This window comes from Tamlana carrageenivorans (genome assembly GCF_002893765.1).
Classification (GTDB): Bacteria; Bacteroidota; Bacteroidia; order Flavobacteriales; family Flavobacteriaceae; genus Pseudotamlana; species Pseudotamlana carrageenivorans.
This window is the reverse complement of sequence record NZ_CP025938.1, coordinates 2,314,267-2,341,134: the sequence shown is the minus strand read 5'-3', so window position 1 is coordinate 2,341,134 and position 26,868 is coordinate 2,314,267. Positions and strand designations below refer to the sequence as shown.

The 26,868-nt window shown below is 36.4% G+C and carries 25 protein-coding genes; 17 read left to right on the top strand and 8 right to left on the bottom strand.

The genetic code is table 11. The annotated features are described in order from the left end of the window. The first annotated feature begins 5 nt into the window (after positions 1 to 5). The 12 genes from C1A40_RS10340 to C1A40_RS10285 all read left to right on the top strand — a co-directional run bounded on the left by C1A40_RS10340 (position 6) and on the right by C1A40_RS10285 (position 16,175). Complete coding sequence (locus tag C1A40_RS10340) at positions 6 to 1,226, top strand: glycosyltransferase (protein ID WP_102995834.1); 1,221 nt, start codon at positions 6 to 8, stop codon at positions 1,224 to 1,226. Continuing rightward, positions 1,223 to 2,269, top strand: coding sequence for a glycosyltransferase family 4 protein (locus tag C1A40_RS10335; protein ID WP_102995833.1), 1,047 nt, complete (start codon positions 1,223 to 1,225; stop codon positions 2,267 to 2,269). The genes C1A40_RS10340 and C1A40_RS10335 overlap by 4 nt, the downstream gene beginning before the upstream one ends. Continuing rightward, complete coding sequence (locus C1A40_RS10330) at positions 2,259 to 3,404, top strand: glycosyltransferase (RefSeq protein WP_102995832.1); 1,146 nt, start codon at positions 2,259 to 2,261, stop codon at positions 3,402 to 3,404. The genes C1A40_RS10335 and C1A40_RS10330 overlap by 11 nt, the downstream gene beginning before the upstream one ends. Continuing rightward, positions 3,404 to 3,961: an LbetaH domain-containing protein gene (locus C1A40_RS10325; protein ID WP_102995831.1), complete on the top strand. Its 558-nt coding sequence runs from the start codon at positions 3,404 to 3,406 to the stop codon at positions 3,959 to 3,961. The genes C1A40_RS10330 and C1A40_RS10325 overlap by 1 nt, the downstream gene beginning before the upstream one ends. Then, entirely contained in the window at positions 3,954 to 4,775 is an 822-nt protein-coding gene (locus C1A40_RS10320) for a glycosyltransferase family 2 protein (protein WP_102995830.1), read from the top strand. Before C1A40_RS10325 ends, C1A40_RS10320 begins: the two co-directional genes overlap by 8 nt. Further along, positions 4,772 to 5,707 (top strand): UDP-glucuronic acid decarboxylase family protein, encoded by a 936-nt coding sequence (locus tag C1A40_RS10315; RefSeq protein WP_102995829.1) that lies wholly within the window; start codon positions 4,772 to 4,774, stop codon positions 5,705 to 5,707. Before C1A40_RS10320 ends, C1A40_RS10315 begins: the two co-directional genes overlap by 4 nt. A 15-nt stretch (positions 5,708 to 5,722) precedes the next feature. Further along, a complete protein-coding gene (locus tag C1A40_RS10310; RefSeq protein ID WP_102995828.1) occupies positions 5,723 to 6,475 on the top strand; it encodes a glycosyltransferase family 2 protein in 753 nt (250 codons plus the stop codon). Between the two features lie 154 nt (positions 6,476 to 6,629). Further along, on the top strand, positions 6,630 to 7,718 hold the full coding sequence (locus C1A40_RS10305) for an MraY family glycosyltransferase (protein WP_102995827.1): 1,089 nt from the start codon (positions 6,630 to 6,632) through the stop codon (positions 7,716 to 7,718). Positions 7,719 to 7,743: 25 nt separating this feature from the next. Next, positions 7,744 to 8,523: a polysaccharide biosynthesis/export family protein gene (locus C1A40_RS10300; protein WP_102995826.1), complete on the top strand. Its 780-nt coding sequence runs from the start codon at positions 7,744 to 7,746 to the stop codon at positions 8,521 to 8,523. Positions 8,524 to 8,530: 7 nt separating this feature from the next. Next, positions 8,531 to 10,906: a GumC family protein gene (locus C1A40_RS10295; protein ID WP_102995825.1), complete on the top strand. Its 2,376-nt coding sequence runs from the start codon at positions 8,531 to 8,533 to the stop codon at positions 10,904 to 10,906. Between the two features lie 707 nt (positions 10,907 to 11,613). Continuing rightward, positions 11,614 to 13,602, top strand: coding sequence for a protein-disulfide reductase DsbD family protein (locus tag C1A40_RS10290; protein ID WP_102995824.1), 1,989 nt, complete (start codon positions 11,614 to 11,616; stop codon positions 13,600 to 13,602). A gap of 1,088 nt (positions 13,603 to 14,690) precedes the next feature. Further along, positions 14,691 to 16,175 (top strand): aminotransferase class V-fold PLP-dependent enzyme, encoded by a 1,485-nt coding sequence (locus C1A40_RS10285; RefSeq protein ID WP_102997193.1) that lies wholly within the window; start codon positions 14,691 to 14,693, stop codon positions 16,173 to 16,175. Between the two features lie 319 nt (positions 16,176 to 16,494). Here C1A40_RS10285 and C1A40_RS10280 read toward each other — a convergent pair whose 3' ends face one another. The 4 genes from C1A40_RS10280 to C1A40_RS10265 all read right to left on the bottom strand — a co-directional run bounded on the left by C1A40_RS10280 (position 16,495) and on the right by C1A40_RS10265 (position 19,218). Continuing rightward, a complete protein-coding gene (locus C1A40_RS10280; RefSeq protein ID WP_277871401.1) occupies positions 16,495 to 17,097 on the bottom strand; it encodes an IS1595 family transposase in 603 nt (200 codons plus the stop codon). 12 nt (positions 17,098 to 17,109) lie between these two features. Then, complete coding sequence (locus C1A40_RS18800; protein WP_422395609.1) at positions 17,110 to 17,397, bottom strand: transposase; 288 nt, start codon at positions 17,395 to 17,397, stop codon at positions 17,110 to 17,112. Between the two features lie 226 nt (positions 17,398 to 17,623). Beyond that, positions 17,624 to 18,658, bottom strand: coding sequence for an RluA family pseudouridine synthase (locus tag C1A40_RS10270; RefSeq protein WP_102995821.1), 1,035 nt, complete (start codon positions 18,656 to 18,658; stop codon positions 17,624 to 17,626). 2 nt (positions 18,659 to 18,660) lie between these two features. Next, the gene (locus C1A40_RS10265; RefSeq protein ID WP_102995820.1) at positions 18,661 to 19,218 is read right to left on the bottom strand and encodes a PASTA domain-containing protein; all 558 of its coding nucleotides are present in this window, start codon (positions 19,216 to 19,218) and stop codon (positions 18,661 to 18,663) included. Positions 19,219 to 19,360: 142 nt separating this feature from the next. Here C1A40_RS10265 and C1A40_RS10260 point away from each other — a divergent pair, with 142 nt between their 5' ends. Then, positions 19,361 to 20,341, top strand: a complete 981-nt coding sequence (locus C1A40_RS10260; RefSeq protein WP_102995819.1) for a D-alanine--D-alanine ligase — start codon at positions 19,361 to 19,363, stop codon at positions 20,339 to 20,341. 98 nt (positions 20,342 to 20,439) lie between these two features. Further along, positions 20,440 to 20,898 (top strand): pantetheine-phosphate adenylyltransferase, encoded by a 459-nt coding sequence (gene coaD / locus C1A40_RS10255; protein ID WP_102995818.1) that lies wholly within the window; start codon positions 20,440 to 20,442, stop codon positions 20,896 to 20,898. A gap of 416 nt (positions 20,899 to 21,314) precedes the next feature. Here the strand turns inward: coaD and C1A40_RS10250 are convergent, their stop codons facing one another. The 3 genes from C1A40_RS10250 to C1A40_RS10240 form a co-directional block, all read right to left on the bottom strand. Continuing rightward, the gene (locus C1A40_RS10250) at positions 21,315 to 22,976 is read right to left on the bottom strand and encodes a SulP family inorganic anion transporter (protein ID WP_102995817.1); all 1,662 of its coding nucleotides are present in this window, start codon (positions 22,974 to 22,976) and stop codon (positions 21,315 to 21,317) included. Positions 22,977 to 23,377: 401 nt separating this feature from the next. Next, positions 23,378 to 23,704 carry a DMT family transporter gene (locus C1A40_RS10245; protein ID WP_102995816.1) on the bottom strand — a complete coding sequence of 109 codons (327 nt, stop codon included), beginning with the start codon at positions 23,702 to 23,704 and terminating at the stop codon, positions 23,378 to 23,380. 118 nt (positions 23,705 to 23,822) lie between these two features. Further along, on the bottom strand, positions 23,823 to 24,404 hold the full coding sequence (locus C1A40_RS10240; RefSeq protein WP_102995815.1) for an NUDIX hydrolase: 582 nt from the start codon (positions 24,402 to 24,404) through the stop codon (positions 23,823 to 23,825). A gap of 135 nt (positions 24,405 to 24,539) precedes the next feature. Between C1A40_RS10240 and pyrE the strand changes: the two genes are divergently transcribed. Together pyrE and C1A40_RS10230 are read left to right on the top strand one after the other, a co-directional pair. After that, complete coding sequence (gene pyrE / locus C1A40_RS10235) at positions 24,540 to 25,184, top strand: orotate phosphoribosyltransferase (RefSeq protein ID WP_102995814.1); 645 nt, start codon at positions 24,540 to 24,542, stop codon at positions 25,182 to 25,184. An 88-nt stretch (positions 25,185 to 25,272) separates the two neighbouring features. Next, a complete protein-coding gene (locus tag C1A40_RS10230) occupies positions 25,273 to 25,668 on the top strand; it encodes an SRPBCC family protein (RefSeq protein WP_102997192.1) in 396 nt (131 codons plus the stop codon). Here the strand turns inward: C1A40_RS10230 and C1A40_RS10225 are convergent. Continuing rightward, positions 25,665 to 26,396 (bottom strand): biotin--[acetyl-CoA-carboxylase] ligase, encoded by a 732-nt coding sequence (locus tag C1A40_RS10225; protein ID WP_102995813.1) that lies wholly within the window; start codon positions 26,394 to 26,396, stop codon positions 25,665 to 25,667. The two genes, C1A40_RS10230 and C1A40_RS10225, sit on opposite strands and share 4 nt — an antisense overlap. A gap of 93 nt (positions 26,397 to 26,489) precedes the next feature. On the opposite strand from C1A40_RS10225, the gene rsfS reads away from it, so the two are divergent. Further along, on the top strand, positions 26,490 to 26,861 hold the full coding sequence (gene rsfS, locus C1A40_RS10220) for a ribosome silencing factor (RefSeq protein ID WP_067149663.1): 372 nt from the start codon (positions 26,490 to 26,492) through the stop codon (positions 26,859 to 26,861). Positions 26,862 to 26,868: the final 7 nt, after the last annotated feature.

Below are 26,868 nucleotides of genomic sequence, written 5' to 3'. Positions count from 1 at the left end.
AAACATTGATTGATAACAAAGAATACATATTATATTTAGGCAATTTTTTAAATGAAAAAATTGTGGGAGAAAGAAAATTGCCCACTAATAACCCTGCGGGTTCTAATCGTATGAATCGAATAGCGCAGGCACTGACCAAACACTATACTCCTATTATTGTTTCGCCAGGTGTAAGTTTTAGAATAAAATTTAATAAAAAAAAAACCATATATAATAAAATTCTCACGCATAACAAGGGAGTTATTATTTTTTTTGCTAAAGCGCTTGCTATTCCTTATTGGGGCTTAATTCATTCTTATTTCAGCTATTTTAATTTAGTTATTCGTTTAACATATAGAACAAAACTAAAATATATTATTATCTATAATTTCGATCCACAATTAGCATTTATTGTTTTTGTTCTAAGATTAATTAAACCTAAACTTAAAATTATAAATAATATTGAAGATATTTCTATGCCTAACTTCAATGATTTTAAAAAAACATCTGAAGACCGGCCCTTACAGCAAATTATTTTTTATTTATGTATGAAATTTATTGCTAAATTGAGTTCTTGTTACATCATACCTACTAAACGATTTAAAAAATTTTTACCAAAGAATAAGTCAACACTAGTAGTTACGGGTTGCATTAAAGTAAATAAAAACATCAGTAACCAAACCTCCAATAAATTGATTGTATTATTTTCGGGAAAAATAGCAATTGAACATGGTATTGATATTTTTATTAAAGCATTAGATCTATTAGTTTTTCAAAATAAATATAAAGACAAGTTTACTTTTTTAATTACTGGAGGAGGACACAAAGCTACTTGGTTAAAAGAGCAAGTCAATAACCTTAAACCCCACCTTGATATTACATATTTTGGGTTTGTTTCGAATCAAGAATACGTCGATCTTCTAAATAAAACGCAAGTTTGTGTAGCTTTACAAAAAGAAACAGGAAGACACTCTAATTTTAAAACCCCTTCAAAAGTATATGAATACTTAGGAAATTCTAAACTTGTAATAGCCACAAACGTTGGTGATTTAGCAGCACTACCTCAAGGCCTAATGACGATTTGTGATCCTTTAACCGCAGAAAATCTTATTCAAGATCTTATCTCATTAACAAAAATTAAAAAATTAGAAGAAAAACAAAAACAAATTGGCCTATTTGCCTATAAGAATTATGACTTGGTCAATGTAGGTGACAAAATAAACCTTTTAATTTCGAACAAAATATGAAAAATAAAAAAGTCGTTATATTGTTTTCCAGGTTATCAGACTATATGTTAACTATGTTTAACTCATATGCCTCTAGAGAAAGCGTAGAACTTTTCATTTTCATTAAAAGTCCAGATGAAAAAGAAGCTCCGTTTGTGTTAAATTTAAATGAAAAAAATATTACTTTTTTAAATCAAGATCATTTTGATAAAATAAAACTAATTGATAAAGTTGAAGAAATCGATCCAAATTTAATTATTTGTAGTGGATGGAGTAATCACAAATATAATGCGGTAATTAATAAGTTCTACAGAAAAAAACCGTGTATCTTAACAATGGACAACCAATGGCTAGGTTCGTTAAAACAATATTTTGGACTCTTATACTCTAGGTTATTCATTAAGCCTAAATTCAACAAAATATGGGTACCTGGTTCCACTCAAAAAGCTTTCGCTTTAAAATTGGGGTTCAAAAAAGAAAACATAATTACAGGTTGGTATGTAGCTAATGAGAAAAAATTCACTAAACAAAGAACTAACATAAACCATGAGTTTGTTTTTGTAGGGCGTTACGTAAAAATCAAAGGGATAGAAGAGCTGTGGAATGCCTTTATAAAGCTAAAAGAAACGACATCCAACAATTGGAAATTGACTTGTATAGGAACAGGTGAATTATATGAACAAAAAACTGAACACCCAGATATTAACCACTTAGGATTTCTACAACCAAATGAACTTCAAGAATACACGAAAAAAGGAGGTGTATTCGTACTCCCTAGTCACTTTGAGCCTTGGGGGGTTGTTGTTCATGAATTTGCTTTATCAAGCTATCCTATGATTGTAAGTGACAAGGTAGGGGCTGCTTCTCAATTTGTAACAAACCAAAATGGAATAATATTTGAATCTAATAATGTTAATGACTTATATAACACTATGCTTAAAATAGTGTCTTTAACAAATCAAGAATTACTAGAGATGAGTCGTGCCAGTCATTCAAATGGTAAAACTGTGTCATCTGAAAATTGGATCAATAACATGAATTCACTACTTGAAAATGCAAATTAGCCACACAATCACATCAATAGATAAATCCACTGGTGGTCCAGCTCGAAGTGTAACGCATCTTATTGAAGCCATCCTTTTAAAAGATTCTAAGATAAATATTGAGTTAAATACATTAAACAGTTCATTTCCTATAATTAAGACTTTTAATTTTCCTAACAGCATGATTACGTTTCATAATAGTAATCGCATTAAATATTCTAAAAGTTTAAATTTTAATTTAAGCAAACCTAAAATGGATATATTCCACGGTCACGGCCTATGGCAACAACCTGTACATCAAATGGCCAAAGCAGCAAGAAAGAAAAATGTGCCGTACATCATCACGCCAAGAGGCATGTTAGAACCTTGGGCCCTGGAACAATCAAAACTGAAAAAACAAATAGCTCTAAAGTTATTCCAACATAAAGACTTAAAATACGCAACTTGTTTGCATGCCACTGCTAGATCTGAAGCCGAACAGATTAGAGCGCTAGGATATAAAAATCCTCTAGCCGTTATTCCTAATGGAATTAATCTAAACGAATTTCCTGAATATCAAAAGCAACAAAATCAAACAAGAAAACTACTATTTTTATCACGCATCCACCCAAAAAAAGGGATAGAGTTATTGATTAAAGCTTGGAATACTTTAGATAAAGACATGACCAACAATTGGGAAGTTGATATTGTTGGGAACGGGGATTTTAAATATATTGAATCCCTAAAACAGTTAATAGCAAAATATGAACTAAACCATCAAATTTGTATAAAAGAACCCGTTTTTGGTCAAAATAAAATAAAAACCTATCAAAATGCCGATTTATTTGTTCTTCCAACCTATAGCGAAAATTTTGGCATTGTAGTTGCTGAAGCCTTGGCCTGTAAAGTGCCGGTTATTACTACTAAAGGAACTCCCTGGGAAGACCTAATTGTTAATAATTGTGGGGATTGGATAGACATAGGACTAGAGCCACTTATAAAAAGTTTAAACACATTTTTAACTAAAACACCTCAAGAATTACAAACTATGGGGAAAAACGGACGAAATCTAATTGAAAAAAAATACACCATTGAAGCGGTTGCTAGTGACATGTTAGCACTGTACCAATGGATTTTAAAAAAACGGGATAAACCTAATTTTGTAATATTAGAATAATGCAAAAAATAGACATTTCCCAATATCAAAATACCTTAAGCAAAAACCACCAAATAAAAAGGTTGCTTTGGGATATTGTTTGGTGCGTTCTTGCAAGACCGCTTCCTAGAAGTATTGGTCGAAAATGGAAGCTTTTTTTACTTCGTCTATTTGGAGCGAAAGTACATAAAACCGCTAACGTATATTCCAGCGTAAAGATTTACGCACCTTGGCAATTAGAAATGTATGAATATGCCTGTTTAGCGCCTGAAGTTGATTGTTATAATGTAGCTAAAATTACAATAGGAGCACATGCTACGGTATCACAAAAAACCTATTTATGTTCAGCTTCACATGATATCAACAAAAAGCATTTCCCTTTAATTACTGCTCCAATTACCATAAATGCCCATGCATGGGTTGGGGCTTCTGTTTTTATTGGGATGGGGGTAACCGTTGGACAAGGATCTGTAGTAGGTGCAACCGCATCGGTGTATAAAAATGTAGCACCTTGGAGCGTGGTAGGTGGTAACCCAGCAAAGTTTATTAAAAAAAGAGAAATCAACCAACATGAATAAAATACCAATTACTGTAGTCGTTTCAGTAAAAAACGAAGAGCTAAACTTACCACATTGCTTAGAAAAACTATCTTCTTTTTCAGAAATTATAGTTGTCGATTCCCAGAGCACAGACAACACCCCTAAAATCGTTGAACAATTCGGCTATCAGCTTATAAATTTCACATGGAACGGCAAATACCCAAAAAAAAGGAACTGGACCCTACAAAATATTCCTTTAAAAAACGATTGGATTCTTTTTCTTGATGCCGATGAATTTCTAACCAATCAATTTATTGAGGAGGTAGGTCATAAAATCAAAAACACTAGTGCTAGTGGTTTTTGGATTTATTACAACAACTACTTTATGGGTAAGGAACAAAAGTATGGTTTAAAGATGCGAAAATTGGCTTTATTCAAAAAAGATAAAGGCGTGTATGAAAAAATAGAAGAAGATTTATGGAGCCATTTAGATATGGAAATACATGAACATCCTATTATAGAAGGTCCGGTCTCGACAATTAAAAGTACTATTCAACATAAAGACTACAAGGGACTAGAGCACTATATCGCTAGACACAATGCTTATTCATCATGGGAAGCAAACAGGTTTTTAGCCCTAAAAAAGGAAGGCATAAAGCATTTAACACTTCGGCAAAAACTAAAATACAACCTTATAACTTCAGGCCTATTACCAAGTTTATATTTTTTCGGTACCTACATTCTAAAACTAGGCTTCTTAGATGGCGTAACAGGATTTCATTTTGCTAGATATAAAGCACATTACTTCTTTCAAATACAAACAAAAATCACAGAATTAAAAACAAAAATATGAAACGAATATTAGTAACTGGAGGCGCAGGTTTTGTAGGTTCACACTTATGCGAACGCTTATTAAATGAAGGCAACGACATCATTTGTTTAGACAATTACTTTACGGGAAGTAAAGAAAATGTAGTTCACTTACTTGACAATCCATTTTTTGAACTGGTACGTCACGACATTACAGAGCCTTATTTTGCAGAGGTGGATGAAATTTACAATATGGCTTGTCCAGCCTCGCCTGTGCATTACCAATACAATCCTATTAAAACCATAAAAACCTCGGTTATGGGAGCCATAAATACTTTAGGTTTGGCCAAGCGTGTTAAAGCTAAAATTTTACAAGCCTCAACTTCCGAAGTATATGGCGATCCAACTGTTCACCCACAACCCGAAAGCTATTGGGGTAATGTCAACCCAATTGGTATCCGCTCTTGCTATGATGAAGGCAAACGTTGTGCAGAAACTTTATTTATGGATTACCATAGCCAGAACGATGTGGCCATTAAAATCATAAGAATCTTTAACACCTATGGCCCTAGAATGAACCCTAACGATGGTCGTGTGGTGTCTAATTTTATTATGCAGGCTTTAAAAGGCGAAGACATTACCATTTTTGGCGATGGTAAACAAACAAGAAGTTTCCAGTATGTAGATGATTTGGTAGAAGGGACTATTAGAATGATGAATTCCGACCCTAAGTTCTTAGGTCCTGTAAACCTTGGAAACCCTAATGAGTTTACCATGTTAGAATTAGCTGAAGCCGTTATACGACTCACCAACTCCAAATCGAAACTCATCTTTATGCCGCTCCCACAGGACGACCCTAAGCAACGCCAGCCAGACATCAACCTGGCCAAAGAAAAATTAGGCGGTTGGAAGCCTGAAATTGAACTCCAAGAAGGCCTCACCAAAACCATAACATACTTTGAAACCAAACTGTAAATGGCTTAAATCTCCATGAAAATAACCCTAATTACAGCGACATACAATAGCGAGACTTCGATAAAAACCTGTATCGAATCGGTTATAAGCCAAGATTATCCAGAAGTAGAACATCTTATAATTGATGGTGCCTCTACTGATAACACCCTCCTTATTGTAAAAGACTTACAAAAAAAACATAATCACATTACATTAATTTCCGAGCCAGACCAAGGGATTTATGACGCTTTAAACAAAGGGATTTCTAAGGCTACTGGAGAAGTGATTGGTTTTGTGCATTCCGATGACTTTTTAGCTTCAGAACATGTTTTAAGCGAAATAGCTTTACAATTTAAAAAAGAAATATGCGACGGAGTGTATGGCGATTTGGAATATGTAGATAAACAAAACACCAACAAAGTCATTCGTTATTGGAAAAGCTGCAACTTTACACCAGACATGTTAAAAAAAGGTTGGATGCCTGCCCACCCAACACTATTTTTAAAAAAGGAAATTTATAAAAAACATGGTATATTTGACTTAAACTTTAAAATAGCAGCCGACTATGATTTTATTTTACGCATCTTTAAAGACGAGCACTTAAAGTTTAGTTATTTGCCTATGGTATTAACCAAAATGCGCACAGGCGGAGCGAGTAACCGAAGCTTAAAAAATATAATAACCAAATCTAAAGAAGATTATAAAGCGCTTAAAAAAAATAAAATTGGAGGATGGCCTACCTTGTTCATTAAAAATGTTTCAAAATTAAGTCAGTTTTATAAAAAATAATTAGTAGGTCCATAGTCAATCATAAACTATGACGTCAACCTGAACTTGTTTCAGGTTCTCACAATTTTTAAAAGTGTTATGAGATGCTGAAACACGTTCAGCATGACGGAAAAAATAAGATTGTGGCACCAATTGGACCATCAGAAAAAATAATATGCTTACAAACATTTTAACCAACCCAACCATATTAACCCTAATTTGCTGTTTTGGCTCTTTTGGTTTGGTGAATTACCTGATTCCTAGGATCATTTTTATGGTGAATCACCACAACCTCAGTGAACAGCCAGGGCATCGTAGCTCCCATACCCGAGCAACACCTACCATGGGAGGTCTGGCTTTTTTTGTGGCACTCATACTAAACTTATTCCTATTTAAGGAATTGGACCACGATCACATCGGTTTAAATTTAGCAGCGGCACTCACCTTGGTATTTATCATTGGTCTAAAAGATGACTTAGCCGTGTCTACCCCACGAGCACGAATTTTAGTAGAAATAATAGCCATTTTCATCATCTTTTTTCATCCAGGGTTTCATAGTTTCTCTTTTAATGGTTTTTTCGGCGTCTATAGAGCACCACAAATGCTTATAGATGGCCTCAATATTCTTATCATTTTAACCATTATTAACGCCTATAATTTAATTGATGGGGTGGACGGTCTGGCTTCAGCCATTGGCATTAGTGTGTTTTCTATGCTAGCGCTTATCTTTTACAAAATAGATTTACAGTTTTATTTTATTTTAGCCCTCTCTTTAATAAGTATGTTATTGGCATTTTTAAAGTATAATTTTTCCCATAAACAAAAAATCTTTATGGGCGATACGGGCTCTTTAATTATAGGCTTTTGTATTGCCTTTTTATGCCTGCGCTTTTTAACGGTAAACAGCCTCCTGTATAATTATTTCGCTTTTAAACCAGAAAACAAATTGTTTATCATCACTGGGGTATTGGCGGTACCTTTTTTCGACATGCTCCGTGTTATTGGGGTACGCTTATTGCAAGGGTCTAGCCCTTTTACCGCCGATAGAAATCATATACACCATATACTATTGGATTTAGGCCTCCCGCATTATAAAATTGCGGTTATTTTAGGGGGGCTAAATTATGTGTTAGCCATACTAATCATTTTCTTGTCGGCACATTTGAGTAGCTTGGGTATGATGGCCATGCTTTTTATTATTTTTCTGTTATTTTTAAGTGTTTTTTATAAACTAAAAACACGAATTCCTATAAAACAAAATTAAAATCCCTTAACCATAAGTGTTTATCATGATAAAACCACTACCCTTTAGCCTCTCATATTATCTTGGCATATTAGCCTTAACGTTACTACTAGGTGCCTGTGCGTCTAGAGAAAACATACAATATTTTCAAAAAATTGATTATACTCAACTAAGCGATTCCATCGCCCATACCGAGCCCGAAATACAAGTGGGCGACTTGCTAAACATTACCATAACGGCTACCAATGCCGAAGCAGCTTTGCCTTTTAACCTTTTTGAAGCACCAATAATAGGAACCATGAATGTTAATGCGGCCAGACCGCTCCCTTATTTGGTGGACACCGATGGTTACATTAACTTTCCAGTACTGGGCCAATTGCATATCGCAGGAAATACCACTAAAGCATTAACCCTGTTATTGGAAGATAAATTAAGCAGCTACATTCAAGATCCTGTCATTAATATTCGTTTTGCTAATTTTAGAGTGTCGGTTCTAGGGGAAGTGAATAAACCAGGAACATTTCCTGTTACCAACGAACATGTTTCTATTATCGAAGCCATTACCCTAGCGGGCGATTTAACCATTTACGGCAAGCGAGATGAAGTGCTTTTAATACGTATGGAAAACGGTACCAAAAAATACATACCCTTAGACCTTACACAAAAAACCATTTTAGAATCGCCTTATTTTTACGTGAAGCAAAACGATATCATATATATCAATCCTAATAAAACAAAAGTTAACGCCTCAGCGGTAGGACCAAACACCAGTGTGATTCTCTCATCCCTTTCCATTTTACTAACCGTAATAGGTTTACTTATTTAGTCGTATTATGCAGCATCAGAACCCAGAAAACCCTACAAACTTCATGTTTGTAGAAGAAGAAACTACCAACATACGCCAAGAATTAGAAAAATACCTCTTCCACTGGAAGTGGTTTTCCCTTGGCATCATTCTAGCCTTAATAGGCGCTTTTATATACCTACGCTACACGCCAAATGTTTACGAAACGTCAACCACCATTCTTATTGAAGATGAATCCAGCGGAGGCCTACCTGCTGAACTGGCTGTTTTTGAAGAACTGGGCATGGGCGGTAACAAAAAGAATATTGAGAATGAGATTACCATTCTAAAGTCCCGAAGCCTCATGGAGCTTGTGGCGAAAAGTTTAGACCTGAATGTATCCTATTTTAAGCAAGGGCAAGTACGCAGCTCCGAAGTGCTAGCTAACAGCTTAGAATTTAAAATAAATTTCTTAAAAAAGGACTCCATTTTTTACAATCAAGCAACCGAATTTAAAATTGAAAGGCTATCCCCTACCCAATTTAAATTAACACCTCTTGATACAGAACAAAGCAAAACCTATAATTTTGGAGATAATATCATTTTAGGTGGAGTCGATTTTATTGTAACGCCTGATAACCATCAAAACACCACTGATGACCAAGTAGAGTATACCATAAAAATAACCCCCCTAAAGAAAGTTGCTGAAAGCCTGAAAAACGCTATTCAAGTCAATCTACTCAATAAAAACGCAACGGTTTTAGAATTAAAGTTACAAAGTGCTTTAAGGGAAAAGGGCCAATATATTTTAGATGAATTGGTGCGCCAATACAATGAAGATGCTGTTGAATACAAAAGCTTGATTGGTAAAAACACGAATACCTTTATTACCGAGCGTTTGGAGCTCATTAAGGAAGACTTAATGAAGGTTGATAAAACAGCCGAAGTTTTTAAAACCACCAATAAATTAAGTGACATCCCAACAGAAACCGGTATTGTTTTAGAAACCAACTCAGAAATCGAAAAGCAAATTATCGATCTGAACACCCAGCTCAAAATGGTCGATTTTGTTCAAAACCTTCTGGCGTCCAATACAGAAGCCCTAATTCCTCAAAATTTAGGATTAAAAGCTTCCGATGTAAGCGCCAACAGCTCCAAATACAACGAAATGTTACTGGAACGTACACGTATAGCCAAAAGTTCGGGTAAGAACAACCCTGTCATCATAAATTTAGACACCCAATTAGAACAAATTAGAGAAAGTATTCGTCAAAGTTTAACCAACCTGAAGGCCCAATTAAACATTGCCTTAAAAGATGCTATGGTGCAAGAACAGCGCATGACAGCTCGTATCACTTCGGTACCAAAACAAGAGCGTGAGTACCGAGACATTCAAAGGCAACAGCAAATTATTGAAACACTTTACTTGTTTTTATTACAAAAAAGAGAAGAAAATGCCATTTCTCTAGCGGTAACCGTACCTAATTCTAAGCTTATTGACAAAGCAGAAAGCAGTACCCTGCCGGTAAGTCCGAAACGAAAAATAATCTACCTTGGAGCTCTTATATTAGGACTAATTGTTCCTTTTGGCATTATATACATCAGTAATATTTTAGACAATAAAATACACACCCAAAAAGAACTTGAAGAACTGGTTAAAGCGCCTTTTGTTGGTGATGTGCCTATCACGGTAAAACAGGATCGCATGTTAAGCAAGGATGATCGAGGCAGTCTGGCCGAAGCCTTTAGGATGCTTAGAACCAATGTCAATTTTCTTCTAGGCCATACTGAAAACGGTGGTCAAACTATTTTTGTCACCTCTACCATTCCTGGTGAAGGAAAAACCTTTATTTCTATCAACTTGGCAACCGTTTTTGCTATGACTAATAAAAAAGTATTGCTTATTGGTGCCGATATTCGTAAACCTAAATTTATAGAATACCTAAACATTGAAACCGCTAAATTGGGACTTACCGAATTTATGGCCGACACAACCATAGAACCTCAAGATATTATTTCACCTCAAAAATGGGGCTTTGATGTGATTCAATCAGGGACCATCCCGCCTAACCCGGCCGAATTACTCATGAATGGCCGCTTAGATGAATTGTTCGCCTACGGTAAAGCACACTACGATTACATAATCGTGGATACCGCTCCTGTAAACGCCGTAACCGACACCATGCAAATCGCCACCAAAGCCGACTTGTTTTTATATGTGGTAAGAGCCAATTACTTAGACAAACGCCTGCTAGAAATTCCAAAACAACTTTACAACGAAAAACGCATAAACAACATGGCCCTGGTTATGAATGGCACCGATCCTAAAAAAGGCTATGGCTATGGCTATGGCTACGGTTATGGCGGTTATGGCTACGGCGACCTGGAAGAAACTAAAAAACCTTGGTGGAAATTTAGAAGCTAGTTTTTTAAGTTAGTTTCCTCTTTTGATACTACGACACCCTTTGATGCCTTTTAGGTGATTTCGAAGGGTGTTTTGTTTTTGAGGGGTTTGGTAACGGTTAATATCTGGTAATAGTTACTAATAAAACTAATTGTATAAACCTAGAACGAAACCCTGTCCCCTAATAAGGGGACCGCAGAGGTGTTCAACCAAAGGCACTCCCTATATATGTAACTCTGAACGTCCAATGTCATTCTGAACGCAGTGAAGAATCTCTTCGTCTCCTACACCCCTATAATCCCCTTTTTAGGGGATTTTGCGCTTCGATTTCAATTGAGGTCTGGTGTAAAATTGCAAAGATTCCCTAAAATTCAACATAGAGATCCTTCAGTCGTACCTCCTTCTGGATGACAAATTCCATCACAAAACCACAACTTTAACACCAATATTGAATATTTAACATTTCATTAATAAGGGTAAACCCGATTTTTGTCAGCTAGAGTATATATAGCCTAAAAATGGAGTGAAATACATCCCTCAACCTTATTTCATAAACCCCATGGCTTCATTAAAATATTGAATATAAAATTAGGCAGACTAGATTAAAATAGCGCGGCTTATAAAATTAAATAAAACATGTAGTAGCTTTGTAAAAATAGAACGAATCCATTTTTAACACAGTAGCTCGATTTAGGTTAACAACCACCCTTATAACATACCCATTTACTATGAAAAAAATATTTCTACTTGGTGCTTTCTTATTTACAATGCTAGGGCATGCTCAAATTTTCAACCCAGTAAAATGGGGCACTTCCGTTGAAAAACTATCCGACACAGAATATAAACTCATCACTAAAGCCACCATTGAAAAAGGCTGGCATTTATATGCTCAAAACGTGCCTGAAAACGGTCCCGTGCCTACCACTTTTACCTATGATGATACCCATGGACAGTTTAAAACTATAGGAAATACCACAGAAGAAAAAGGCCATACCATTAACGATCCTGTTTTTGAAATGAAAATTACCTTTTTTGAAGGCACCGCTGTTTTTGAACAGAAAATAGCCGTTTCGGGCGATGTAAAAACCATTAACGGTTCTGTGGAATTTATGGTTTGCGACGATACCCGTTGCCTACCACCAACCGAAGAAGATTTAATCTTTAACCTTCAGGAAAATAGTGCTTCAGCAACCGTTTCAACATCTGAAACCACTGAAAACATGTCAACGACCACAGATGCCCCCCCTGCAAAGGCGCCTGATAAAAAATCGAAAAAAACCTTATGGGGTATCTTTTTTATTGCCTTCTTTTCAGGATTTGCAGCCTTATTAACACCTTGTGTGTTCCCGATGATTCCCATGACGGTGAGTTTCTTTACCAAACAAAGTAAAAACAAAGCCGCAGGTATTAAAAATGCTATCATTTACGGATTATCGATTATTGTTATTTATGTGCTTTTAGGGATTGTAGTGAGCCTTATTTTTGGAGCAGATGCCTTAAATGCCTTATCGACCAACGTATGGTTTAATATTATTTTCTTCCTGCTATTACTCGTTTTTGCAGCCTCCTTTTTAGGGGCTTTCGAAATTATGCTGCCAAATTCATGGGCAAATAAAGTGGATAGTCAGGCCGATCGTGGTGGATTAATTGGTATCTTTTTTATGGCATTAGCTTTAGCTATTGTTTCTTTTTCTTGTACGGGACCTATTGTGGGCACCCTACTGGTTCAAGCCGCTGCTGGTGGAAGTCAGATTGGTCCTATTGTAGGGATGTTAGGTTTTTCTTTAGCCATAGCCCTGCCATTTGCGCTATTTGCTGCATTCCCGGGATGGTTAAATTCTTTACCAAAATCGGGTGGCTGGTTAAATACCGTAAAAGTGGTTTTAGGATTCTTAGAATTGGCCTTAGCCTTTAAATTTTTATCAAACGCCGACTTGGTTTTACAATTACATTGGTTAGAGCGTGAAGTGTTTATTGCCATTTGGATTGCAATTTTTGGTGCTTTATCCTTTTATTTATTCGGAAAAATACAGTTGCCTCACGATTCACCAATAACACACATTTCTGTAGGGCGTTTGTCTTTAGCACTTATTACCTTGTCCTTTACCATTTACATGATACCTGGCCTTTGGGGGGCGCCTCTAAATTTAATTAGTGCCTTCCCACCGCCGCAGCATTATAGCGAGTCGCCTTATGGTGTTGGTTATACCCAGTTGTCTTCTTCTAAAGTGCAGGGAGGGCATCATGAACAGGTTCCTGAAGGGGCGCATTTAATGCCACCACACAATATTTTAGCCTTCGATGATTATGATAAAGGGCTCGCTTATGCTAAAAAAGTAGGCAAACCAGTCATGCTGGATTTTACAGGTCACGCTTGTGTAAACTGCCGAAAAATGGAGCAAAAGGTTTGGGTAAAACCAAATATCCTGAGTATTCTAAAAAATGATGTAGTTTTAATTTCATTGTATGTTGACGACAAACGTAAATTGGAGGCCGATGACATTGTGGATTCCAAATTAAAACCTGGTAAAAAATTAAAGTACATCGGTCAGAAATGGAGCGAGTTACAAACCATAAAATACAAAACCAATTCGCAACCTTTTTATGTGTTGATGGGGCATGATGAAGAAAACTTGATAGAGCCTGTGGCTTATACTCCCGATGCCGATGAATATTACAATTGGTTGAAGGCTGGTTTATCATCGTTTAAAAAGTAGATTAAACAACGCGGTGTTCGAGCGGAGTCGAGAACGGTTCAAACAAATTAGTTTCACCTCTAATATGACGTAATATATAAAAGCTATCTTATGAATTTATCAAAATCTACTTCTATTCGTCATGGCTTCTCCACTCCGCTCGAAGACCTTAAAAACGGCAACTTCAAACGGTGTTCGAGCGGAGTCGAGAACGGTTCAAACAAATTAGTTTTAACTCTAATATGACGTAATATTTAAAAGTTATCTTATGAATTTATCGAAATTTAATTCTATTCGTCATAGCTTCTCGACTCCGCTCGAAGACCCTAAAAACGGCAACAACAGACGGTGTTCGAGCGGAGTCGAGAACGGTTCAAACAAATCAGTTTTAACTCTAATATGACGTAATATTTAAAAGTTATCTTATGAATTTATCGAAATTTATTCTATTCGTCATGGCTTCTCCACTCCGCTCGAAGACCCTAAAAACGGCAACAACAGACGGTGTTCGAGCGGAGTCGAGAACGGTTCAAACAAATTAGTTTCACCTCTAATATGACGTAATATATAAAAGCTATCATATGAATTTATCGAAATTTGCTTCTATTCGTCATGGCTTCTCCACTCCGCTCGAAGACCCTAAAAACGGCAACAACAGACGGTGTTCGAGCGGAGTCGAGAACGGTTCAAACAAATCAGTTTTAACTCTAATATGACGTAATATATAAAAGCTATCTTATGAATTTATCGAAATTTGCTTCTATTCGTCACGGCTTCTCCACTCCGCTCGAAGACCCTGAAAACGGCATCTTCAAACGGTGTTCGAGCGGAGTCGAGAACGGTTCAAACAAATTAGTTTTAACTCTAATATGACGTAATATTTAAAAGTTATCTTATGAATTTATCGAAATTTAATTCTATTCGTCATGGCTTCTCGACTCCGCTCGAAGACCCTAAAAACGGCAACTTCAAACGGTGTTCGAGCGGAGTCGAGAACCTAACACCATCAAAAATCGCCCATTTACAGCAAGCAAACTGACCTAACACAACACATTTATTTATCAACCAAGTACCTAACGATTATCAATATGAGTTTCCTATCCAACCTTATGACAAAAGATAAAAAGCCAAGTAAATTAGAAACCTATTTTGCGCCGTATAGAGAACAAATAGTGGGTAACGACACGTATTTTGATTCGCCTTATGGGAAACAAAAAATCATTTATGCCGATTGGACTGCAAGCGGACGCCTATATAGACCTATTGAAGACAAGCTAGTCAACGAAATTGGTCCTTTTGTAGCCAATACCCATACCGAAACTTCTATTACGGGTTCAGCAATGACTCTAGCGTATCATGAGGCCAGACAGATTATAAAAAATCATGTAAATGCTTCTAAAGACGATGTTTTAATCACTGTGGGTACTGGAATGACGGGTGCCATAAACAAGTTTCAGCGTATTCTAGGGCTTAAACTAAGTGAAAACTTAAAAGAGCATACCAATATTCCTGAAGAGAAACGCCCTATTATTTTTGTGTCTCACATGGAGCACCACTCGAATCAAACCTCTTGGTTAGAGACCATTGCGCGGGTAAAGGTGATTCCTTCTAATAAAGAAGGTATTCCGTGTACAAAAGGCTTAAAAAAATTACTTGAAGAATATAATGAAACGCCTCTAAAAATAGCAGCGGTTACAGGCTGTTCTAACGTGACTGGCATTAGAACCAACTATCATGAAATTGCTAAAATCATGCACCAAAATAACGGTTTATGTTTTGTTGATTTTGCTTGTTCTGCGCCTTACGTCGATATCGATATGCATCCAAAAAATGATGATGCCTATTTAGATGCCATTACCTTTTCGCCGCACAAATTCCTTGGTGGCCCAGGTACATCAGGCGTTTTAGTTTTTAATAAAAAACTTTATAAAAACTTGGTACCAGACAACCCAGGCGGCGGCACCGTAAGCTACACGAACCCATGGGGAGATCATGATTATATTGATGATATTGAAACCCGCGAAGACGGTGGTACTCCGGGCTTTTTACAAGCCATAAAAGTGGCCCTAGCTATTCAGTTGAAAGAAAACATGGGTACAAAAAACATCCTGGATAGAGAGCATGAGTTAAACGCTATCGTATTTATGAAACTTTCAAAAATAGCCAACCTTAACATTTTAGCACCAAAACACACCGACAGACTGGGTGTTTTCTCTTTCTATATAGAAAATGTACACTATAATTTAATCGTAAAACTATTAAACGATCGATTTGGTATACAAACACGTGGCGGTTGCTCTTGTGCTGGAACCTATGGCCATTATCTTTTAAATGTAGATGAATCGACTTCAAAATCCATCGAAAAGAAAATTTTAGAAGGCTGTTTGATAGAGCGTCCGGGTTGGATTAGAATGTCTATTCACCCAACTATGACCAATGCTGAAATAACCTTCATTTGCGATGCCATTGCTGAAGTTTCTAAAAACCATAAAGCTTGGGGTGAAGATTATGAATACCACGCCTCTAAAAACGAATACATCCATAAAAATCATTTGAATGTTGAAAAAACCATTACTGAAAAGTGGTTTAATTAATTCGCTTGAAAAGTAAGAATCGATGTCATATGGAATGTACTTGTCATTCTGAACGCAGTGAAGAATCTCTCTTTACGAAACTGAAATAAAATGATTCTTCAGTCATGCAATTTTGCCTAACCCCCCCTATAATCCCCTTTTTAGGGGATATAACCTACGTTTTCGATTGAAACCTTGTTTAAAAATTTGGTAAATGCCCTAAAATTCAACATAGAGATTCTTCAGTCGTACCTCCTTCTGAATGACAAAAAAATCTATTCTACTAACCTTAACGCTCCAAAATTAGGGTAGCGCCTTGCCCCCTAAAAAGGGCGATTTCCTAGGTAACGGCAATTCTTGGTTCTTGTTGAATAATTCTAGTTATTAGAAGACTAAATAAATCCTCTTCTCTATTATTGAACTTGAAGGCGATTTCATCTAAATAGCTCTGTAAATGTTCAGGGCTTACTCGGTGATACTGACCCACAATAGCCCTTTTGATTGTTGTCCAGAAAGAATCCAATCTAGAAGTATTATATTTTCCTAATGACATTATGTTTTTTGAATGATTGAGCTTAACATGTTTTGCATGTGTCTTATGAAGCATTCTATAAGCTCCAAAACCATCTGTAACTACCTCGCTTGCTGTATCAATGTGCTTGTTTAGCAATGGTCTAATGGTTTTTGCATCAGCCTTAGCAATCACTATAACTTTCACTAACCCTTCCCGATGCATCATCCCAAGAACGGGCTTTTTGTGTTCCATTCCTCCAGGATAAATACCGAGTTCCTTTTTATAAGACTTACGCATATTAGTCATGCTTCCTCCAACATAGCTCTCATCTACCTCGACAATACCCTTTAATAGATCATCTGAATCAGAATACATAGCTTCTCGTATGCGTTTTTGCATATACCATGCTGTATTTTTGTTAACATTAATATCACGAGCAAGTTATAGTGAAGAAATCCTTTTTTTAGCATTAACAATTAAAAATATTGCTGCAAACCATTTGGGTAATGGTAATTTTGAAGCGTGCATTATAGTGTCTACCGTAACGCTAAAAGAACTATTACAGTCCCTGCACAAATGTCTATTTGAATTTTTTCGATTATGAATATGCATGCTTCCACAATGAGTGCAAACAGGCCCATTAGGCCAACGAATAGACTCAAGGTGCTCTATACACGCTTTCTGAGTACCAAAACGTGAGACGATTGAAAGTATTGATTCTTGTTCCATTTCTCTAAGATATATATTTTTTGCCATATTCTAGGAAATCGCCGCCTCTAGGGGATATAACCTACGTTTTCGATTGGAACTTTGATTAAAAATATGGGTAAATGCGGTAAAATTAGCCTTAGAAATTCTCCAGTCATACCTCCTTCGGAACGACCAATCAAACTGTTGAAGCTACAATGACACACTTCAACAGTTAAACAATTCAACCTCAATTTCAACAATCCACTTAATCCCCTACATGCTTCGTATAGCCACGCCACTTTTCAACGCAGGCTGAGATGTCATCCGGAATCGGACTATCAAAACTCATAAATTTTCCTGTTGTGGGATGTACAAAACCTAAGGTTTTAGCATGTAGCGCTTGTCTTGGCAAGATTTTAAAGCAGTTTTCTACAAATTGCTTGTACTTGGTAAAGGTGGTGCCTTTTAGTATTTTTTCACCACCATAGCGCTCGTCGTTAAATAGCGTATGCCCAATGTGCTTCATATGCACACGTATTTGATGGGTTCGCCCCGTCTCTAACTTACACGATACTAAGGTCACATAGCCCAAGCGTTCAATGACTTTGTAATGCGTTACGGCTGGCTTGCCTTTATCGGCTTCATCATCTGTAAAAACCGTGTTTTGTAACCTGTTTTTAGGATGACGGCCAATATTACCTTCTACAGTGCCTGCTTCTTCTTCAACGTTTCCCCAAACCAAAGCTACGTATTCGCGTTCGCTGGTTTTTTCGGCAAACTGCATGGATAAATGCGACATCGCTTCTTCTGTTTTGGCAATAACCAACAAGCCACTTGTATCCTTATCGATACGGTGTACCAAACCAGGGCGTTCACTGGAATTGTTGGGTAAGTTTTCAAAACGGTGAATTAATCCGTTAATAAGTGTTCCAGAATAATTACCATGACCAGGATGAACCACCATGCCAGCAGGCTTATTCACGACCAATAAGTCATCATCTTCATAAACCACATCGAGCGGTATATCTTCACCTACCAATAAATTTTCATGAGGCGGATGCGCAAATAACACACGAATATTATCATTGGGCTTCACCTTGTAATTCGATTTTACAGGTTCGCCATTCACATAAATACTGCCATTTTTCGCAGCAGCTTGAATTTTATTTCGCGTAGCGTTTTCAACAAAATTCATTAAATATTTATCAATACGAAGGGGCGTCTGACCTTTATCTACTGTAAAAGCATGATGTTCAAACAAGTTATCTTCGTCGGGAAGTTGCGGCGTATAGTTATCCATAATTAAGGGCGGTTACCGTTACCTAGTTGTAAGTCGATTACCGATGTTTTTGCTAATTTATCGCCTGCTTGAAGCGTGGTGCCTTTATGTGTTAATTTTAAAACCATGTCCTTTCCAATATTATCAACGTAAGTGATTTTACCAATTTTAAAACCAAAGGCTTCTAGCGTTGGTTTTACTTGGCGGAACGTTTTATCGATTAACCCCTCAGGAATGGTCATTTTACGATACCCCGATGGATTTAATGTAATGTAAATCTTTCGGTCTTCTTTAACTTTAGTACCCGAAGCCGGCTCTTGTTCAATTACTGAAAATTTTGGATATTCTGGATTATAATTTGCAGAATCCTGAATTTTCATAACCAAGTTATTATCATCTAATTCCAATTTAGCCACGTTAATGGACTTCCCTTTTAAATCTGGAACAGTTTCAAATTTCCCATGATTTGTAGTGATATCCAACCATTTTAATATAACATAACACAATACAAATAAAGCCACTAAAGCTAAGCCTATTTGTTTTAAAAATGTTTTACTCGTAATAAATTTAACTAAGCTCATTTACAGAAATTTCGATTAAGCAAATATATAAAAACAGAACTGTTTTTTCTTTTGCAATTTATATGATATTTTAGCTTAACTTATAATATACGCCATTTATTGCAAGATTAAAGGTGTAAAGGAAACTATAATAAAAATAACAATGAAAAAAAACATTGCCATCATTATGGGAGGTTACTCCAGCGAATATAAAATCTCTCTAACCAGCGGAAATGTGGTTTACGAAACCTTAGACACATCGAAATACAACCCCTTTCGTATTCATATTTTTAAAGACAGATGGGTTTACGTTGATAATGAAGGGCTAGAACACCCTATTGATAAAAATGATTTTTCGACTACCGCAGATGGTAAAAAATATACTTTTGATTGTGTTTTTAATGCCATTCATGGCTCGCCAGGAGAAGATGGCTTTATGCAGGCCTATTTTCAGATGCTTAATTTACCGCATACAAGCTGTAACATGTATCAAGCAGCCTTAACCTATAACAAACGTGATTTATTAAGTGTTTTAAAACCTTATGGTATAAAAACCGCCGCATCTTACTACCTAAACCTTGGAGATATTGTTGACACAGAGGCTATTATAGCAAAGGTAGGTTTACCTTGTTTTGTAAAAGCGAATAAAGCAGGTAGTAGTTTTGGTGTGAGTAAAGTTTACAAAAAAACCGAATTACAAGATGCCTTTGATGTGGCTTTTAAAGAAGATGATGAAATCATTATAGAATCCTTTTTAGAAGGTACAGAAGTTTCGGTAGGGGTGATTAGCTACAAAGGAGAAACCATAGTGCTTCCTATTACTGAAATTGTTTCTGAAAATGACTTTTTCGATTACCAAGCCAAATATGAAGGCAAATCTCAAGAAATAACGCCTGCCCGATTATCCAAAGAACAAGAGGAAAAAGTGCGTGCCGAAGCCAAAAAGGTTTACGAGATTTTAAAAATGACAGGTTTTAGTCGCAGTGAATTTATTTTTAAAGATGGCGAACCCCATATGCTAGAAATGAATACCATACCGGGTTTAACCCGCGAGAGCATTTTGCCGCAACAGGCTGCGGCCGCGAATATTTCATTAGCTGATTTATTCTCGAATGCCATTAAGGAAGCTTTGAAAGGCGCCTAAGGCCTCCTAGGCAGAGAAGCCTCCAGGTAGATAAATATTAAAATTCTATATTTAATACATTAAGATTTCCGCTTTCGCGGGAATTAAAAATTTAAACTATGAAACGCGCACTATTCCCAGGGTCTTTCGATCCTTTAACTTTAGGACATGTCGATATCATCACACGAGCGACATCGTTATTTGATGAAATTATTGTAGCTATTGGTGTTAATGCCGATAAGAAATATATGTTTTCATTAGAAGAACGTAAAAAATTTATTGAAGATACATTTGCCGATGAGCCCAAAGTAAAGGTGCGCACTTATAAAGGACTTACGGTCGATTTCTGTAAAGACATAGACGCTGAGTTTATTTTAAGGGGACTAAGAAACCCAGCAGATTTTGAATTTGAAAAAGCCATTGCCCACACCAATAGAGATTTAGCGCCTATTGAAACCATATTTCTTTTAACCTCAGCACAAACGTCCTACATTGCTTCGAACATTGTTCGTGATGTGATTAGAAACCATGGTGATTACACCAAGCTAGTTCCTGATAGCGTTAGAGTAAAACAATAAGTTATTTGAATATAAAAAAGAGCTGAATTCTAGGTTAAACCAATCGTCATTCTATGCTCGACACAGAATCTCTTGTAATTGAAATTCAATGCTTATGGGAATCTGAAATAAATGCAGATTGACATAAAATCAACTTTTAAGACCTCCTTTTTTGAACTCGTCATGTTTCTAACGAAAATTGGTAGCTAAAAAAACTCCGGGTGACTTTGTGAAGGCTCTTAGTCTTTATGGCTTGTCTTTCCGAAGGAGGCCCGACTGAAGCATCTACGCCGCGTTAGGGATTGCAGCGGCATCCTTTTTTTTAGCAAAAAAGCTGATGGAACTGCGATAGGCTTCATGTTTAAAAAACGACAAATTAATCAAGGACACTTAATAAAAAAAAGATATAGCGGAAAGCCCGACCCTTGGGGAACGCCCTAAAATTTATACTCTGAAAGACCTTTTGTAAAGGCTTCTGGATTTTCGGCCAAATGGTACCTTGGATCGTCGATATCTTCAACTACCACCTCTCTAAATTTAGGATTGGATTTGTAAAGCAGTAATTTACAGTCTTCGCTAAGATGTTTCAGCTTAATTTGCTTTCCAGCTTCTTCGTATTTGTTTACTAAATTAAAGATGGCTTCCATGGCAGAATGATCACTAACACGCGATTCTACAAAATCGATTTCCACCTTATCCGGATCATTTTTCACATCAAATTTCTCGTTAAAAGCGGTTATGGATCCGAAGAATAGAGGTCCCCAAATCTCATAAACTTTAGTACCATCTTCACGCATACGCTTACGCGCACGAATACGTTTGGCATTTTCCCAAGCAAAGGCTAAGGCAGAAATAATCACCCCTACGAAAACCGCAATGGCCAAATCGAAAATTACCGTCACCGCAGAAACCACAACAAGTACCACAGCATCTGATTTTGGTATTTTTCGCATAATACGGAAACTAGACCAAGCAAAAGTTTCGATAACCATCATGAACATGACACCTATTAAAGCAGCAATAGGCACCTGCTCGATTAATTTATCGGTAAATAATATGAAGGTGAGTAAGGCTAGAGCCATCATGATGCCAGACAGTCTTCCGCGTCCGCCAGCTTTAATATTAATTACGGTTTGCCCGATCATACCACAACCTCCGGTACCTCCAAAGAGTCCGGACATGATATTTCCTGCACCTTGAGCGATACATTCTCTGTTACCATCGCCACGACTGTCGATAAGTTCATCAACTAAATTCATGGTCATTAACGATTCAATTAAACCCACACAGGCCGCTAAAAAGGCATATGGCAAAATAAAACTTAAGGTATCTAAATTGAAAGGTAATTTATCCCACAATTCTAAATTAGGCATTGGCAACTCGCCTTTTAAGCCTGTTCCGCCACCTTCTATAATGTACGATCCTACGGTTGAAACATCCATACCGAATCCAACAACAACTAATGAGGTAACCAATATGGCTGTTAGAGCTGCTGGAATTTTAGTCGTAATTTTTGGTAATAACCAGATAATTGCCATGGTTAAAGCTACTAAGCCAATCATGGTGTACAGTTCGGCGCCCTGCATAAAGGTGTTGACGTATTCTTTAACGCCTTCGGCAGAAACTTGTAAGGTTTTATGAGAAAACATTTTAACCTGAGCCCAAAAGATAACAATGGCTAAACCGTTTACAAAGCCCATCATTACCGGGTGCGGAATCAACCTAACAAAGCGTCCTAATTTGAAAACGCCTGCAAATATTTGTATGATCCCCATTAAAATCACACAGGCCATTAAATAGAAAAAGCCCATATTTTCTATAGGCTGATCGAATAACATGCCGCGGGTATGCCCTTCGGCAATCATACCTACAAAAATAACGGCTACAGCACCTGCTGCACCAGAAATTAAACCCGGTCGACCACCAAAAATAGCGGCAATCAAACCTATTATAAAAGCACCTGATAGTGCCATTAACGGATCTATTTGCGCTACAAAAGCAAAGGCTACCACTTCGGGCACCATGGCTAAAGACACAGTAATTCCGGCTAAAACATCGTTTTTTGCGTTGGCCGCACGCTTGATAATAAAATCGGTCATGGTTCGTTTATTGAGGCTGCAAAAATAAGTTTAAAATCTTGTCTCGCAAGACATACCCATTTAATTTACAAGAAGTAGAAACTATAACGTTTGATTTGTGAATAGTGAATAGTGAATAGTTAAAAATTAAAAATTTAAGTTAGGATTAATTCTGTTGCTAAATGTAACTGTCATTCTGAATGCAATGAAGAATCTCTTTCAATTAACGGGTTTCAGGCCTACTCTTCCCTAGAAACACCCCTATAATCCCCTTTTTAGGGGATACTAGCGTAACCTTTCAATTGGGACTTTGTATAAAATTTTGGGTAAATGCCGTAAATTTTCGACTAGAGATTCTTCAGTCGTTCCTCCTTCTGAATGACACCTCATACAATCAGTAAGCTAACAAAGAAAAAACACTTCTAATTAGAAACAAATTTTAGTCCAACAATGGATGCTATTAAGGTGGTTATAAAAAACAAACGCCAGAATGTAGCGGGTTCCTTAAACACAAAAATCCCTACAAGCACGGTACCCACGGCACCTATACCCGTCCAAACAGCATAAGCTGTGCCGATTGGTAATTCTTGAGTTACTTTTACTAGAAGATACATGCTTATGCTTAAGCAGAGCAAAAAACCCAAATACCAATAGGTGGTTTCTGCTCCAGAGGCTGTTTTCGCCTTACCAAGACAGGTTGCAAAAGCAACTTCAAATAAACCTGCAATAATTAAAAGGATCCAGTTCATGGTAGTAAAAATTAAAGGGATTTCATTAATTAAGTTAAAACATCAAATCTAAGCTCCTACCCCCATTCAACGACGTAACGACGTAACTCTATAACTTTATAACCTTATAACTTTACACCTAAACCAACAACTTAATATTCGCATAGGAATTATTCAGGGCTTTATGAGCCTCTTCATGATTTAGCCACGATACTTTGGTGATGCCTTCTTCTTCCTGAGCATATAAATTACCCGTGAAACTCGTTTTCATTTCAAACCAGTGGGTTATTTTAATTTTATAACGTCCATTACGTTTAAATATATGGTAAGTCGTATCTAAAGGTTTGGTGATCTTAAGACCTGCAACACCAGTTTCTTCTGTCACTTCACGAATAGCGGTTTCTTCTATAGATTCATTGCGTTCGGCCTTTCCTTTTGGCAAATCCCACTTATCATTTCTATATATAAATAGAATATCACCATCAGCATTATATACCTTCCCGCCTCCAGCAACAACATTAGGAAGTTTCTTTAAAAACTTTTTAAGTAACTTATCGGGATTTTTATGAATTAAGCGTGCCTCTTGCAAAGCTCCAGAATTAAGTTTTCTTATTACTTTAACAAGGTTAACGGTGTTAAGTAAATAGTTTTTAAAATTGGTTTCTTGCTCTACAATAGAGGTCAAAATCATAGGTTTATCTCCAACAAAAACTTTATACATAGCCAATTTTAATTAACAATTTCTTTAAGGTAAAAATATTAATTTTGTTCACATAGCCAGCGCTGTTCAAAAAATATTTCATTAAAAATAAAACTCGATATAATTAAAATTAAATTTATCCGTAATTTTGCCTACATGATTTTTAACAAAGACACAGCTAAAAAAACAGCCGAAGTTTTATTGCAAATAAATGCTATAAAATTAAGTCCGCAAGAACCTTTTACGTGGGCCTCGGGCTGGAAATCGCCAATTTATTGCGATAACCGTATTATTTTATCCTTCCCTCCTGTGCGTAACTATATTCGAGAAACCATGGGTAAATATATCGAAAACCACTATGGCAAACCTGATGTTATCGCCGGTGTTGCCACTGGGGCCATAGGTATAGGAATTCTAGTCGCCGAATATTTAGGGCTTCCTTTTATTTATGTTCGACCAGATGCCAAAGGCCATGGCAGAAAAAACCAAATAGAAGGTTTTATTGAAAAAGGACAGAATGTCGTGGTGGTTGAAGATTTAATAAGCACTGGAAAAAGCAGCTTGAATGCTGTAAAAGCGCTTAAAGAAGCCAAAGTAAATGTAAAAGGCATGGTGGCTATTTTCACCTATGGGTTTGATGTAGCTACAGAAAATTTCAAACAAGAGAACGTCAATTTAAATACTTTAAGCAATTACGAAAACTTGTTAGAACAGGCCTTAGATACCAATTACATTTCTGAAAAAGAATTAAAAACCTTATCAGAATGGAATACAAATCCTAGTGAATGGAACGCTAATTGATACGTTTTAAATAGGTGCATTAAATTGAAGCACCACGAAAACCTATCTCATGAAACATTACGCTAGGAATAAAAAAATTAAGGACATTATGAATTTACAATCCCCAAAAGTTAAAGTTAGCAAATCACCTGAAGCCGTTTTTAATGTGCTATCTGATGTTAAAAATTTTGAATCGTTAATGCCTGAAAACATTAGCAAATTCGAACTTTTAGAAGACGACAAATTTTTGTTTGCTTTAAAAGGCATGCCTGAAATTGTACTTAAAAAGAAAGAAGTTATTCCTCCAAATAAAATTGTTTTAGGAGCTGCAGGCGGAAAAATTGATTTTGCATTAACCGTTAATATCGATAATATTGATGACGCCTCTAGCGAAGTGCAACTGCATTTTACTGGAGATATCAATCCGATGATGGCCATGATGATTAAAAATCCGATCACAAAGTTTATTGAAACCTTAGTCACCAATATCCCTCAAAACGTTTAATACATTAAGGTGACTTCTTTTAAATCAAATTCTTTGATGATATTATCTTCTACTAAAACCTGAAGATTTCCAAAATTAGAAACCCCTTTTATAAAACCAGAAAATAGTGAGCCTTCAGCATCTTTAAATGTTGAAGGCTTATTTTTTCGAAATAAACAGGATTCGTATTCAGCCTTTAAAGCTAAAAAGTCGCCTGATTCCAAAAGATCGAAATGAACTTTTAATTGGTTTAGTATCGCATGCGCCATTTCATCCAAATTGTATACAGTTCCCGTGATCATTTTTAACGAGGATGCTCGAGGTAAATGATCAAAGGCCACCTGATTTACATTGAGTCCAATACCAATTATAGAACCCGTAATGGCATTTTGTTTTATGACATTTTCTATTAGCACACCGCAAATCTTCTTATCTACTGACAATATGTCGTTTGGCCATTTCACACTTAATTGCGGAATTAAAAACGCCTGAAGCGCCTTTCTTATCGCTAAGGAAACCGCTAAACTGATACCAAAGGTAGTTTCTAATGAAAAATCACTTAGGTCTTTAAACACACTAAACGTAAGGTTTTTTGAAGCTTGCGACTCCCATACGGCTCCCATTTGACCGCGTCCTTGAGTTTGTTTTTTAGCCATTACAGCCGTGAAATCTTCAACATTTTCGGACGTTTGAAGGCGTTTTAAATAGCTGTTGGTAGAATCGGTGGCATCAAGTTTGATTATAGTCATAAACGAGTTATTAGGATATGAAGAAATCTTATCATATTTTTCAAGTATAAAGAACTAAAAAAATAATAACTTTGCACAAATTAAATAAATTTAATGGCGAAAGAAGAAATAAGCGCAGACCAGTTAATATCCGTTATAATTAGTGGCATTGAGGATGTTAAAGGTAAAGAAATAAATATTCTAGATTTAAGAGAGATTGAAAATACGGTTTGTGATTACTTTATTATTTGCGAAGGAACGTCAAATACTCAAGTAAGCGCTATTGTTAACTCCATTCAGAAAAAAGTAAGCAAAGAACTTAAGGATAACCCATGGCATACCGAAGGTATGGATAACGCCGAGTGGGTTTTAATTGATTACGTTAATGTAGTTGTTCATGTATTCCAAAAACACATTAGAGAGTTTTACGACATCGAAAGTCTTTGGGGGGATGCAAAAACTACCGTAATAGAAACCAATTACTAAAAAAATC